The organism is Singulisphaera photorubra (genome assembly GCF_045290345.1).
Lineage (GTDB): Bacteria > Planctomycetota > Planctomycetia > Isosphaerales > Isosphaeraceae > Singulisphaera.
The window spans coordinates 1096111-1110260 of the sequence record NZ_CP155447.1; the positions used below are offsets into that span (position 1 = coordinate 1096111).

Sequence of the window (14150 nt, forward strand, 5' to 3'; positions counted from 1 at the left end):
GATGACGCATGATCGGGAAGAGCACCGGACTCCAAGCACTGGCCCTGTTGGCGATCGGATCGCTGCTGGGCTATGTAGCGGCGACCACCGACAGGTCGCGGACGGCGGATGCCGCCCCGTTGGCGCACGATCCCGGACCGCCGGCGGTCGACGCGACCAGGGCCGAGAAAGCGTCGTGTTGCCCCAGCGAGCTTGACCGTGGGACAATTCTGGCCCTGGCCGAACGCAACAAGACCGTCGCCGCCAACGCGGCCTCGGCCGAGAAAAAGCCCAACATCCTGGTCATCTTCGGCGACGACATCGGCATCAGTAACATCAGTGCCTACAGCGACGGCCTGTTGGGATATACCACGCCCAACATCGACCGGGTGGCCCAGGAAGGCATTCGGTTCCTTCATTACTACGGCGAACAATCCTGCACCGCCGGCCGCGCTGCGTTCATCACGGGCCAGCACGGAATCCGCACCGGGCTGACCAAAGTGGGCTTCCCGGGCGCCCCGATGGGCATCAGCCAGCTCGATCCCACGACCGCCGTTCTGCTCAAGAACCTGGGCTATGCCACGGGTCAGTTCGGTAAGAATCACATCGGCGACCGCAACGAGACACTTCCCACGGTCAACGGATTCGATGAGTTCTTCGGCAACCTCTATCACCTCAATGCCGAGGAAGAGCCTGAATTGCCCGACTATCCAAAGGATCCGGAGTTCAAGAAGAAATTCGGTCCACGCGGCGTTCTCAGGTGCAAGGCCATCGACCGGGACGACCCAACGATCGACCCGCGATTCGGGAAGGTGGGCAAGCAGACCATTGAAGACAGTGGTGCGCTCACCAAGAAGCGTATGGAGACCATCGACGACGAGACGGTTGCCGCCGCGGTGGACTACATCAAGCGGCAGAGCAGCGCCGGCACCCCCTTCTTCTGCTGGTACAACAGCACGCGCATGCACCTACGTACGCACGTCAAAGCCGAGAATCGCGGCAAGTATCAGCAGGGCGATAGCGAGTACATCGACGGTATGATCGAGCACGACCAGCACGTGGGTCAACTCCTCAAGGCGCTCGACGACCTGGAGATCGCCGACGACACAATCGTGGTCTACACCACCGACAACGGGCCGCATGCCAACACCTGGCCCGACGGCGCAACGACTCCCTTCCGCTCCGAGAAGAACACGAATTGGGAAGGTGCCTTCCGCGTGCCTTGCCTGGTCCGCTGGCCAGGCGTGATCAAACCAGGCAGTATCACCAATGAAATCATGAGCCACAACGACTGGCTACCGACGTTCTGCTCGATCGCGGGCGAGCCAGACATCGTCAACAAGCTCAAGGCCGGATACGTCGCCAACGAAACGACCTACAAGGTCCACATCGATGGCTACGACCAGTCTGGATTCCTGCGCGGCACGTCGTCCAAGAGCGCACGCAACAAGTTCTTCTATACCAACGACGACGGCCAACTCGTCGCCTTGCGCGTCAATCAATGGAAGTCGGTCTTCCTCGAACAGCGCGCGCCCGGCACCTTGCAGGTGTGGGCCGAGCCATTCACCAAACTGCGACTCCAGAAGTTCTACAACCTCTTCAGCGATCCCTACGAGCGGGCCGACATCACCTCGAACACCTACTATGACTGGTGGCTCAACCACGCCTACCTCACCTACTACGGCATGGATGAAGTCACCAAGTTCGCGGCAACCTTCAAGGAGTTTCCTCCGCGCTCGATCCCGCCGAGTTTCACGCCCAACGCCATCATGGAGGGCACTCTGGAAGAGTTGAAGCATGCCCAGGAAGAGTCCGCGAAAGACTCGAACTAACCCCTTCGCTTCCGCCCCACTGCGCGATCCGAGCGGCGTCAACCCAGGGGCTGCCGTTCACGTTCACCGGAATGATCGAGAAGGTCGTCGTGGAGTTCAAGTAGCTCGGGTCGCCACTCTCACTCGCTGGGCCGACAAGCCTGGCTTCAAAGCCATAGGAGCAACTGATGCACAACGACTTCAAATATCGACGGCTCGATAAGTCCGAAGCCGCCGTCTTGCTCGTCGACCACCAATCCGGTCTCTGCAATATCGTCGGCGACTTCTCGCCGGACGAGTTCAAGAACAACGTGCTCGCGCTCGCCGACCTGGCCAAGTACTTCAATCTACCGACCATCCTCACCACGAGTTTTGAGGACGGCCCGAACGGGCCACTTGTCCCTGAGTTGAAGGAGATTTTCCGGACGCACCCTACATCGCGCGCCCCGGCAACATCAATGCCTGGGACAATGAAGACTTCGTCAGCGCGGTCAAGGCGACAGGGAAGAAGCAGTTGATCATCGCCGGTGTCGTTACCGAGGTGTGCGTCGCCTTCCCCGCGTTGTCGGCGTTGGAGGAGGGCTATGAGGTGTTCGTGGTGACGGACGCTTCGGGGACGTTTAATCTGACCACACGGCAAGCGGCCTGGTCGCGGATGGAAGCAGCGGGGGCCCAGTTGATGAGTTGGTTCGGCGTCGCTTGCGAGTTGCATCGAGATTGGCGGAACGACGTTGAGGGGCTCGGGCGGCTCTTCTCAAATCACCTCCCCGCATACAAAAACCTCATCACCAGTTACAACGTCAGGAAGTAAGCTCAAGGCAAGTACCGACTCGAACTCCCACGGCCCACGAGATTGATCCAGGTCTCGTGGGATGTCCCATTTCAGATCGCCCGGCTTTTGAACAAGGTGTCATCGGCCCGCAACGATTCTTGGGACGGTTCGACGGCCCAGGGGCGGCCCCGTTCCGTCCCTGGCAACGTCTTCGAGCCCTGCCTCACTTGATTGCGGAAACAAACAGCCCCTCAGCCGCGTCGAGGAATACATCCTTCCCAAGCTCCTGGGCCATTCGTTCACTCAGGAGCCCCGTCCCGCCATCGATTCGGTTGGCCTGGAGGCCGCTCAGGGCCCATCCCGGTACGCCGTGGCTGGTCTTGATGAACCAGAGCATCTGAAGGATGCGAGATTTCGTCGGGTGAGGCGGTTCGAGGGATCGGAAAATCTGCGTGATCCAATCCCGCCACATGCTCTCTCGAGCTACCCCTTTTTGGAAACTGACCTCGCCTTCTTTGGGGTCGCAGCGGCGGCCGGCTTCGCCGTCACGATCTTCTTTTCCGTAGCAGGCTTCACCGTCGCGGCCTTTTTCATCGCAGACTGCTTCACTGTCGCGGCCGGCTTCACCACGGTGGTCTTCTTTTCCGTGGCAGGCTTCACCGTCGCGAGCTTCTTTTCCGTGGCAGGCTTCGCCGTTGTGGCCTTTTTCGCCGCGGTCTGCTTCACCGCCGCGGCCGGCTTTACCGTCACGGGCTTCGTAGTGGGCGGGGCCTTTTTGACTTTGGGGGCCTTCTTCGTGGTCGAACTCGAGATCGGCGGTTCCGCGGCAGGGGAATCATTGATTTCGATGCCGAAGATCTCGCTCAGATCGGCCGACTCGATCGTGGGTGCGCCGTGTTTGGCCTTCGTCGGGGCTGCGGGAATTGCCTGTTCGATCAATTCCTGGTGATCCACCCCACGGAGCTCGAAGAGCAGCTCGGGCGCGGAGTCGAGGCGATTACCAATCCCATACATCACCGCGGCCAGATGCTTGCACATCCCTGCGTAGTCCGGGCAACTGCACCGCATTTTGATCTCTTTCGGCTTCGGAAAGAGCCCTTCGGCCCGATCCGTCACGGCCTCCATGACCGCGTTCGAGAGCTTGCCTTGCAACAGCTCGACCAGCGAGCCGATCTTGCCCGCGCACAGTTTCTTCACAACTTGCCAGGCGTCCTTGGAGAGCGGGGCGATATCGATCTGGATCGTGTAAAGTTCCGATCCGCTCACCAGTGCTTTGATCTGCCCCTTCTCAATCTTCAGGTCCACAACAGAGCCGTTGCGGACGTACGTCCGCCCGCGCGGTAGTCGGTTCGCAAAATCGCTGTAACCTTCCAGGTTCGTGCACCACGCCTTGCCCCAGAAAGTCGAGACGATGGTTCGCCCCTGAATGACAACCGGTGAGATTGCCTGTCCCTGTTTGATCCGCTTGGCAACTTCCTTCGCGGCTTGGGCGCGCCGCTTGGCCACCGGGACGTAAGGCTTGTAGTCATACCAGCCCATGAGAGTCTACCCCCGAAGGCGCTTGTCAGGCGTCGATCGCCTGTTGGAGATCCAACTTCACAAATTGTAGCAACGCATCGTCGTCCATCTCGGTCAATAAGACCTCTCCCGAGTCGTTGCCGCCGATGGCCTCGTTCGCGACCTGGGACTTCCGCGTGATCATCTCGTCGATTCGCTCTTCCACCGTTCCCCGGCAAATAAACTTATGAACGAGCACATTCTTTTTTTGCCCGATCCGGAAGGCACGGTCAGTGGCCTGGTTTTCGATGGCGGGATTCCACCAGCGGTCGAAATGGATCACGTGCGACGCCGAGGTCAGGTTCAGTCCGGTCCCACCGGCTTTCAGCGATAGCACGAAGAAGGGGGGGCCGTCTTCCCTTTGAAATCGGTCGACGTACTGCTTCCGCTTCGGGACGCTCGTCCCCCCGTGGAGCACCAACCCGGGGCGACCAAACAGTGTGGCGAGGAAGTCGGCCAGGGGCTCGGTGACCTCGCGAAACTGCGTAAAAACGAGCATTTTCTCCTGCCGGGACGCGATCTCCTCGGCGATCTCCGCGAGCCTTTGAAACTTGCCGCTCCGGTCGGCCCGGTAGTCGTTCGTGCCGGTCACTTGCGCCGGATGGTTGCAGATTTGTTTCAGCCGCATGAGCTGCGCCAACACGACGCCCCGGCGTTGAATGCCGTCCGCGGCCTCCAACTGCTCGGCGAGCTCGGCGACCGCCGTCTGGTAGAGCGCGGCCTGGTGCTTGCTCAGCGAGCAGAAGGCATTCACCTCGGTTTTGTCGGGGAGGTCGGAGATCACTCGCTTATCCGTCTTCAGCCGCCGCAGAATATAGGGGCGGACGAGGTTGCGAAGCGGTTCGAACGAGCGATCCGGGTCGTCCTGCAGTTTCTTGACGAACGAGCTGAATTGCTTGGCTGTGCCCAGCAGCCCAGGGTTCAAGAAATCAAAGAGCGACCAGAGATCCGACAGGCGATTCTCGACGGGCGTGCCCGTCATGGCGACCCGGGCGGCAGCGGTCAATTCCTTCACGGCACGCGTCTGCTTCGTGCCCGAGTTCTTGATCGCCTGGGCCTCGTCGAGGATCAACAATCGCCATTGATACTCCTTCAACCAGTCCGTGCGAACGAGCATGCCGTAGGTGGTCACGATCAAGTCGAGCGTCCCCGCTTCCTCGGGCCCGACTTCGCCCCCCTTCGCGTTCGCCTCCGACGGATGGACCACGGCATAAGCAAGGCTTGGCGCAAACTTGCCTAGCTCCGCCTTCCAGTTCGCAATCAAGGAAGCCGGCACGACCAGCAGGCTCGCGATTTTCGTCTTCTTGGATGGCTCGCGTTTGAGATCGAGCAGCAGCGAAATCACCTGGACCGTCTTGCCGAGGCCCATGTCATCGGCCAGGCAAGCACCCAGTCCCAGGCGGGTGACGAATCGGAGCCAGGAGTAGCCCGTGAGCTGGTACGGGCGAAGCTCCGCTTTCAACTGGGGAGGCGCCTTCTCCAGCCGAGTCTCCGGAGCACGCAGCGTCTTCAAAACCGAATCCAGGTCCGCTCCGGCCGTCAGGCCCGTCCACTCGCGAATCGACGCCTCGCGCTCCTCCTTGCCCTCTTTGGTGAGGTTCGCCCCGGAGAGCAAGCGCATCCCTTGAAAGAACGAGATGCCTTCCCGGCGAACATCCCGCTCGACGAGTTTCCAGTGCGTCAGCGCCTCATTGAGCTTCTCGCGATCGACTTCGACCCACTTTCCCTTCAGCGGGATCAGGCCGCCGCTGGACTCGAGCAACTGGTCGATCTCGTCGGGACTTAGCGTTTCTCCTCGAGACTGACACCGACGGAGAACTCCAGAAGCGAATCGACGCCGATGCCCGCCGAATTCTTCGTATCGACCTTCACGCTGACGCGGGGGCGGGCCGGCTTCTGGGCGTTCCACCAGTCGGGCACCCGCACGATCAGCCCGCTCGATTCAAAAAGTGAAACCGCCTTGAGGAACTCGTACGCGTCCCTTGGCGACCACGCGAGGGGGTGATAGATTTCCCCGGAATCGACGAGCCGGCGAATCAATTCCGAGGATTGGGCGGCTCTTGAAATCGGGAGCAGCAGGGTGAGCATCGCCTCGCGGTTCTGTTCCCCGGCGTACTGCTGAAGCGCCCGGCCCAGCGGTTCGTGCTTCACCTTGCCTTGGGGCGTCAGACCGTTCGCGAACGTGGCGAGAAAGGCAAACGGGTAATCCGGGTTCCGCTTGTTCTCCGCCAGATGAAAGGTCACGCGACCGACGGAACGCCACTGAGGGTTGCGCTCGCGCAGATAACCTTGGGTGCCGTCGGGGTGGCTCTCGATCTCGCTCCGGACGAGCGAATCCAGGTCGCGCCACCAATTCGACAAGACCGGTTCCGACAGGTACTCCAACCCGGTCATGGGGGGAGCCTGGAGAACGGCCCGTTCGAAATCGGCCGCAGGGGGTGGGAGTTCGGGAACGGGCCCGCCGGGGTCCGCGATCGCGGCGTGGCAAAGGTTCGTCAGATAGAGCCGGGCGATCGATCGGGCGAACTCGAATGGAGGCGGCAAGGCCGCCTCCATCTCGATGGTCGCCGAGTAGAGCATCCCACGCGCCGGGCTCTCTCCGTACGCTTCGAGGAGCCGTTTCGAGGGCTTCCGATCCGAAGAGTCGAGCGACGTCTCCCGGACGAGGAGATGACCTTCCGGCGTGATCGTCAGTTCATGCATCATCCCACCGCTCGCGACATTTTTTCTGACCGATCCGCGAAAGAGCGAAAGAACCGATGATTCATGCGGTTACCGCAACGGGTTGTTTGCAGTAGCACGGCCGGCCCGGCCGTAATTCCCTCGGGGTCGGCGTAAGCCTGAGGAATAGCCGTGGGCCGAGGGGATACGGCCGGGCCGGCCGTGCTACGGATTCGACCGGGCCGGAAATCCCGCGCGATTCTCGCCCAGTCGGGGATCGTTGATTTTGTTCTGAACGATCCTTCCAGTTCAATGGGCTCCAACACCGCTTCCGCGTCAACTCAACGACCCGGAACGCACGAGCCTCGCTGAGAAATGGCAAGCCCGCGTGGAGTTCGCAAAAGATCGGGTCGGCTCAGGATCTCCCGCGCGACGGTCCAGTTCTCGAGACGACCCGATCCACTCCAAAGCATCGGAGGACTCCGCATCGCTACATGATTCTGGGGAGCCGGGTAGGTGCCGCGGCCACAGAATGCGGCCCACCAGGCGCCATGGCCCGCCCGTCGGGGGGAGTTCCGGCCGAGCACCGGCTTGACCCCGTGAGCCATTCCCAAAGATTCCCGAGACGGCCGCCACGTGACCGGTGGCTCTTCGTCCGTCGGAAGACAAGGAAGCTTACGCACCCCGCTCGCCTTTGGAAGGCGAGCGGGGAGCGGATCGCTCCCCGTCTTTGGGCCTTCGTATCGGCTGGCTCGTCTGACACCGTGGCAACGGCAACGGGTTGATGGATCCGGGCGGAAGCCCCGGTCACGTGGCGACAGTTTCAGATTCCCACTCAGGCAAAGTACCGCTCGGCGCGGGCGGCGATTTCCGGGTAGTTGATCCCGAAGGCGCAGGCCTCGTGAAGTGCCTTGAGGTCGGCCTGCGACGAGTCTCGGGCCGATTCGGAGAGCGCCAGGTACAGGTCGCGCGATTGCCCGTAGTTGTCCTGCTCGAAGTAGGTCACGTAGCGGGCGACGTCGCGGAAGGCGAATCCGGTCGAGGCGACCTTGGCGTCGCAAGACGGGCAGCCGGGGCACATTGTCCGGCGGCTGGCGAGAACAGCGTCCTTGAGCCGATTGACCAGCGAAACTTCCAAGGGCGCCTTGTAGCCATGGGCTGAGGCGATGCTCGACTTCATCTGATCGAAGTTTCGCACCGAGTTGCAAATCGCGCTGATGCGTGGGTCGCTCCAGACGGCTTGCAAGAGGGCCTGATGGGTGGTCAGGCCGAGCTTCTCGAACTCGGGGAGCCGCTTGGGGACGTTGCCCGCGTGCCGCAGGGTTTTCATGGCGATCAGGCCGATGCCCTTCTCATGGCAGGCCGTCAACGCCCGATCGAACGCTCCCCCGCGCTCATAGAAGGGGGTGTACTGCACCATCAAAGCGTCGAGGAACCCGCCATCGGCGGCCGCCTGAATGTATTCGGGCCCGCCGTGACAAGAGAACCCGACCATCTTGACCTTGCCCGAGGCCTTGAGCGTCTCGGCAACCTTGCGAAAGACGTCGCTCTTGCCCCAGTTCACCGACTCCGCTCCATACACTTCGGGGCAGAGTTGGTGAATGAAGTAGAGATCGATGTAATCGGTGCCGAGCGCCTCCAGCCTTGTGTCGATCATCGTAAGCAACTCCTCGGGCCCCTTCTTCTTGGGGTAGTCCTTGGAGACGAGGAAGATGTCTTTGCGACGTTCGGGATGGGCGGCGAACCACCGGCGATAGATCGCTTCCTCGTTTTCATGACCATACTTCTGCGCTGTGTCATAGTAGCGCATGCCCGAAGCCCAAGCCCTGTTGATGAGCCCAGGCGCATTGGTGGCCTCCATGTCGCCCCCCATGGCGAGCATCGGCACCATCGGGCCATTCCTGCCGAGCTTCCGTGTCGGCAGCAATTTCACTTCATTCGCCGGGTTCTTCCCGGGCGGCGTCTCTTGCCGAATCGGCTCTCCGCCCCTGACCGTTCCTGTCGCCAGCGCCCCCACTCCCGCGACGCCGATCCCCAACGCAATCCGACGGCTGACGTGATTGTCCGGATTCACGGTCGATTCCTTTCCAGGAACAGGGAGTTCTCGGCGGCCCGGCGCGAGTCTGATCGTGCCGACCCGGCGTAAGGACTCAAATAGTTATGCCGCAAGCGTGTCAGGAATGTAGCACGGGATCGGAGGCAAGGAAACCTCTCTCTGGGCACCGCAAATGATTGGGAGTTGGCCAGGGATCAGGCCCCGCGTCGGGTCCCGAGGTCGTTGGCCAAGCACCTCATTAAGGCAAGGAGGGGAACCTGGAAAACCCATTGAGGTCAGCGACCAGGCGTCCATTTCCACTAAATCTCCCAGACTTTCCAGACGAAGTGCCTGGCTTGCGACACGGGCGCGGCGGTACCCTGGAAGCCGGAAGACGCGGTTTCTGCTGTCTTGTGAGGAGGAGGGTCTCATGGGACCAGCGGGTGATGTCTCGCACATCCCGATCATCGACGTCAGCGAGCTGGTGGCGGGGGCCCCCTCCCGGCGGGCCGTCGCGGGGCGTCTCGGCGCGGCCTGCCGGGAGAACGGTTTCTTCTACGTCGTCGGCCATGGCGTCGATGAGGCGCTGCAAGCCCGGCTGCGCGAGCTCAGCCGGGAGTTCTTTGCCCAGGATGTTGAGACCAAGCAGCGGATCCGCATGGCCCTGGGGGGGCGGGCCTGGCGGGGTTACTTCCGCGTCGGCGACGAGCTGACCTCCGGCAAGCCGGATCAGAAGGAGGGTCTGTACTTCGGCGCGGAGCTGGCCCCGGACGACCCGCGGGTTCTGGCCGGCACGCCGCTGCACGGCCCCAACCTCTTCCCGGCCGAGCCCGCAGGCTTCCGTGAGGCAGTGCTCGAATACATGGCCGCGCTCACCGGCCTTGGGCATCGGCTGATGGCCGGGCTGGCCCTCAGCCTCGAGCTCGAGGAGTCGTACTTCGCCGACCACGGCACGGCCGAGCCCTTGACCCTCTTCCGCATCTTCAACTACCCGCCCCCGGCCGACCCGACCCTCTGGGGAGTCGGCGAGCATACCGACTACGGCCTGCTGACGATCCTGTTGCAGGACGATGCCGGCGGCCTGGAGGTGAAGTCGAGTGCGCGGTGGGTCCCCGCCCCGCCTGTCCCAGGCTCGTTCGTCTGCAACATCGGCGACATGCTGGACCGCATGACCGGCGGCCTGTTCCGCTCCACACCCCACCGCGTCCGCAACCAGGCCCCGCGCGATCGACTCTCGTTCCCCTTCTTCTTCGACCCCAACTTCTTCGCACCTGTCCGCCCGATCGAGCTGCCAGCGCGGGAACTCCCCCCCGACGATCGGGACGAGCGCTGGGATCGAGCCAGCGTCCATGCGTTCGAGGGAACCTACGGCGACTACCTGCTGGGCAAGGTCGGAAAGGTCTTCCCCGAGTTACGGTCGGCCGTGCTCTGATCAATCGAGTTCGGGCAACCTCGATGTCCTCTCATCGCGGTGACGAGTCCCCCCTATAGATTCGAGGGGGGCAAAGGGGACGAAGCGAGCTTGCACCACGAGTCAATATATACCCAAATCCAAGCATGCCATTCTGGAATTCGCTCTGTCCCCTTTGATTGCGCCTCTCTGGGAAAGCCGTATACCAGATATGGCGGATTGGGAGATCACGAACCTCATGGAAACCGCTTAGCCACACACGCAGGTGACAAAAGGGCTGGAGACGATGGGATGGCTCTATGACCGGCTGATGATGGTAAGTATGGAGCGTGAGGCAACCAGATCAAACGGCGAGTGCACCGGGGGACCGACCTCGACATGGGTTAGCTGGGAGGGGCAATATTGTGGTAGATTTCCTGCACGTCATCGCAATCGTTGAGCATGCCTAGCAATCTTTCAAACAAGCCCAAATCGTCTCCGCTGAGAATCTTGCTTGCCTGCGGAAGAAATCTGATTTCCTGGATTTCCAGCTCGAGGCCGGGGAACGCCTCGAGCAAGGCCGTTTTCGCTTTGTAGAACTCGACGGGAGGGGCGAAGATCGTAACGGTGCCATCCTCGCATTCGACCTCTTCAACGGCAACATCCGCGGCGAACATCGCCTCAATCACTTTCTCCTCGTCGTCACCATTGAAAGAAAGTACCGCCAAGTGATCAAAAGACATCACCACGGATCCATTGGCAGCCAATTTGGACCCGGTCTTGTAGAAACAACTGCGGAGATCGGAGATAGTACGTGTACTGTTGTCGGTCAAGCATTCGACAATGAGTAAGGAGCCGCCGGGACCAAACCCCTCATAACGCGCGGCTTGAAAATCCTCGCCCCCCGTACCAGCGGCTTTCTGGATCGCCTTTTCAATCACATGGTTCGCGACGTTATCGCGTTTGGCTCTTTCGACGAGGCTGCGCAGAGTCGGATTGGCATCCGGGTCGGGCACACCATTCTTGGCGGCCATATACAATTGTTTTCCGTACTTGGAATAGAGCTTTGATTTCTGAGCGGCGGTTTTGAAGATGGATTCTTTGCGCTTTTCGAAGATCCTACCCATTCGAATTTCTGCCTTTTCATTATCCCAACGGAGCCAAGCCAGAATGGTTTCGTCCCCTCAGTATAGAGAAAAATCTCTTCGAGAGCAATTCAACCGGCGCCAACGAATGGCCGGGCTGATCGGCGTGCGGGCGGCTGAGGGCTTCTTGGGAGGCCGGGGCAATCAAAGGGGACGGAGCGAAATATTGGCCCGAGTTAACATGTAGCTCAAGCTGAGTGTGATCTTCCGAAATTCGCTCCGTCCCCTTTGATTGCCCCGTCCGTACCGCCACGACGCACGTCGCCCTTCGCCATCAATGCGAAGGAGGAACTCAGTGATCGGATCGCAGCCGTCCAGCAGTGACAATGGCCAGGCACCTAAGCCGAGCAAGTGAGGAGCCTTGGGCAGTGCATTGAGAGTGCGTGTCAGGCTGAATTTCTATCCAGATTTCCCAGGCTGCCCCGATAAAGTGCCTGGCGGCATGGCCTCTCCTGAAAGTGCCTGGTTACGGCTGCGACCCCTTCTCAACTTAGCCCGGCGGTCATGATAGCAACCTCGATCGTGGCGACGGTGTTAGCGAACCCGTGCAGGATCATGGTCAGCGGCAGTGAGCGGGTACGGCGGCGGACTTCCCCGAGGTAGAGGCCCATGACCAAGATCGCCCCGATCGAGTACAGGTCGTACTGGATGTGCAGCGACGCCCACCCGACTGAGGACGCGACGATCGCCACCCCCGGCCCCCATCGCGACGAAGCGATCCCCCGGTAGAGGAATCCCCGAAACAGGACCTCCTCCCCCACGGGTGCTACGATCAGGATGGTAATTAGGAGCAACGGCACCCAACCCGAACGATAGGCATCCACCATCACCTGCGGAACCAAGGGGCGTCCTACCAGGTAAGTGATCAGGTCCGTGGTGGCGATCAGGACGGTCAAGCCCCCCAAGGCGAGTGCCGCCTGCCTCGCTGTCGGCATGGTCAGGGCGAGGTACTGATGCACGGTCCAGCGTCGGATGCGGATCAGGAGGGCAACCAGACCGAAGATCGTCAGGGTGCTTATCAGGGTTGCCACGGAGAGGAACAGGGCGCTGCTGGAAACGCCGATGAGATTCTCCTTGCTGCCGTTCGCGACCGCGAAGGCGATCAGTGCCCCGATCTGCACCCCGAACGTCACCGCCAAGCAAAGCATCGTCCAGCCGAGACTCGCCCAAGGTCCCCAGGGCTTCGGCGGGACGACCGGGCCGAGCAAGATCGGGCCTTCCGTCCGGCCAGTCACCGTCTGCTCACCACCGGTACCAGGAGGTGCCATCTCGGTGGGGACGGCGGGGTTATCGGCATCCATCTTCCTTGGTCTCCAGACGTTCGGAGGTGTCAAAAGTGAAAATCCATCGGAAGCGGTGACCCATCGCCAACAATCACGGAATTGCCCAGGCCTCTCCCCGGAAAGCGCCTGGCTCTGGCTCCATTCCTTTTTGGTAGGTGGGCAGATTTGGGAACAACTCGGAAGCGGAGGGATGAGTTGCAGATTGACTCAGTAGAGCATCCCACGTCCCCGATACAACTTCGAATTCAGCAACAATCGGGAATTGGTTCGAAACTCTGGCAGTTCGGCCGGCGAGGTCAGCCACATACTCTTGATTAAGCGTAATACCAAGATCACCTGAACCACTCGGCCGAATCGCGCCGTCGGTGGCCAGGCCCTGAAGAAGGTAAGGCGGGGAACCTGGAAAACCAATCGAGGACAGGGATCAGGCGTCTATCCTCACTAAGAGCGGTTAACGATCGCATTGCGCACGGTGGAGGAAAACGGGGACTGGCTCCCGGCCCGCTCCATGCTCGGCTTTTCCGGACGACCTGGCGGCTGGGTGCCTTGTATGTTCGCAGAACACGAGAAGACTTTGTTGGAAAACGGGGTTTCCGCTGAAAGACAAAAGTCAGAGACCCCGTTTTCCAACACAGTCGCTGTCCCCGTTTTCCGGGCCGTCACGGACGGCCTCGGCGGAAAGGGGGACAGGCACCTCCGCTGCGCTCCGGAGCCAGTCCCCGTTTCCACACGTGCTCCTGAGTCTTGAGACCAACTACCGTGCGCAACGCATCCGCAAACCGCTCTAAATCTCCCAGGCTTTCCCACTGAAGTGCCTGGCTTGCGACACGTGGCTTGCGACACGATAGATTTTGCCCGGGGCGGGATCGGACTGATGAAGAAATTTCATGAAATGCCACATGGGAATTTCATCGAGGAATGGTCGGAGCCGCCACCTGGTGTGTCCAGTTCCGATTTCGGCGAAGCTTAATTTCGAAACTCGCTCCTTCCTTTTGAGTCCCCCACTGCGCGGACCGGCGCTCGAGAGAGACGAGTTGAGCGAACCACTGGCACGGGGCGGTTGTCAGGTGCGAGGACGATATCGGTTGAACTCTGTAACGAGGCAACTAGCCTCGTGGTCGCCAGACGCGACCCGCCCGAGACGGATTTCGTTCGTCCCAATATCGGCCTGGCGGCCGAGGTGCTTACATGAGCCTGGCTTGCGAGGTGCTACTCGAGTCCGACGAGCCCGCAATGCTCGACACGATCGATTCATTCCTGGAAGCCGCCGCCGACCGGATCGATCGGACCCGCAAGGGACGTGTCTGGAACCTCTGGATCGATGAGCGGCCGATCCACGTCGAGGTTGTCGACCAACCGCCTTCCATCGGGCTATCCTCCGCGTGTGACGACGCCCACGATGACTCGGTGCTTCGACGCCTCGCCAAGGGACTCGCGACGGCATGCGGTGGTCTGGCCTTGGAGCCTCCCAAGTGACCGCATGACGGTCCATCGCAGTCCGTATTTCCTCAGGAAAG

9 protein-coding genes and 2 pseudogenes are annotated in these 14150 nt (G+C 61.1%); 4 read left to right on the plus strand and 7 right to left on the minus strand.

Going from position 1 to position 14150, the window contains the following annotated elements; all coding sequences use genetic code 11:
* The first annotated feature begins 8 nt into the window (after positions 1 to 8).
* Complete coding sequence (locus tag V5E97_RS04125; protein ID WP_406698017.1) at positions 9 to 1811, plus strand: arylsulfatase; 1803 nt, start codon at positions 9 to 11, stop codon at positions 1809 to 1811.
* Positions 1812 to 1978: 167 nt separating this feature from the next.
* Positions 1979 to 2601: pseudogene (ycaC, locus tag V5E97_RS04130) on the plus strand (isochorismate family cysteine hydrolase YcaC).
* A gap of 184 nt (positions 2602 to 2785) precedes the next feature.
* Here ycaC and V5E97_RS04135 read toward each other — a convergent pair.
* The 5 genes and pseudogenes from V5E97_RS04135 to V5E97_RS04155 all read right to left on the minus strand — a co-directional run bounded on the left by V5E97_RS04135 (position 2786) and on the right by V5E97_RS04155 (position 8854).
* Positions 2786 to 3034: a hypothetical protein gene (locus V5E97_RS04135; protein WP_406698018.1), complete on the minus strand. Its 249-nt coding sequence runs from the start codon at positions 3032 to 3034 to the stop codon at positions 2786 to 2788.
* Positions 3035 to 3045: 11 nt separating this feature from the next.
* Positions 3046 to 4101, minus strand: a complete 1056-nt coding sequence (locus tag V5E97_RS04140; protein WP_406698019.1) for an SWIM zinc finger family protein — start codon at positions 4099 to 4101, stop codon at positions 3046 to 3048.
* A gap of 25 nt (positions 4102 to 4126) precedes the next feature.
* On the minus strand, positions 4127 to 5740 hold the full coding sequence (locus tag V5E97_RS04145) for a DEAD/DEAH box helicase (RefSeq protein ID WP_406701120.1): 1614 nt from the start codon (positions 5738 to 5740) through the stop codon (positions 4127 to 4129).
* A 96-nt stretch (positions 5741 to 5836) separates the two neighbouring features.
* A pseudogene (locus V5E97_RS04150) lies at positions 5837 to 6825 on the minus strand (SNF2 helicase-associated domain-containing protein); the annotation flags it as partial.
* 790 nt (positions 6826 to 7615) lie between these two features.
* On the minus strand, positions 7616 to 8854 hold the full coding sequence (locus V5E97_RS04155) for an aldo/keto reductase (RefSeq protein WP_406698020.1): 1239 nt from the start codon (positions 8852 to 8854) through the stop codon (positions 7616 to 7618).
* A gap of 391 nt (positions 8855 to 9245) precedes the next feature.
* On the opposite strand from V5E97_RS04155, the gene V5E97_RS04160 reads away from it, so the two are divergent.
* Positions 9246 to 10247: an isopenicillin N synthase family dioxygenase gene (locus V5E97_RS04160; protein WP_406698021.1), complete on the plus strand. Its 1002-nt coding sequence runs from the start codon at positions 9246 to 9248 to the stop codon at positions 10245 to 10247.
* Between the two features lie 362 nt (positions 10248 to 10609).
* Here V5E97_RS04160 and V5E97_RS04165 read toward each other — a convergent pair whose 3' ends face one another.
* The gene (locus tag V5E97_RS04165) at positions 10610 to 11332 is read right to left on the minus strand and encodes a YebC/PmpR family DNA-binding transcriptional regulator (protein WP_406698022.1); all 723 of its coding nucleotides are present in this window, start codon (positions 11330 to 11332) and stop codon (positions 10610 to 10612) included.
* Positions 11333 to 11835: 503 nt separating this feature from the next.
* On the minus strand, positions 11836 to 12651 hold the full coding sequence (locus V5E97_RS04170) for a CPBP family intramembrane glutamic endopeptidase (RefSeq protein ID WP_406698024.1): 816 nt from the start codon (positions 12649 to 12651) through the stop codon (positions 11836 to 11838).
* 1170 nt (positions 12652 to 13821) lie between these two features.
* Between V5E97_RS04170 and V5E97_RS04175 the strand changes: the two genes are divergently transcribed.
* Positions 13822 to 14109: a hypothetical protein gene (locus V5E97_RS04175; RefSeq protein WP_406698025.1), complete on the plus strand. Its 288-nt coding sequence runs from the start codon at positions 13822 to 13824 to the stop codon at positions 14107 to 14109.
* Positions 14110 to 14150 lie beyond the last annotated feature (41 nt).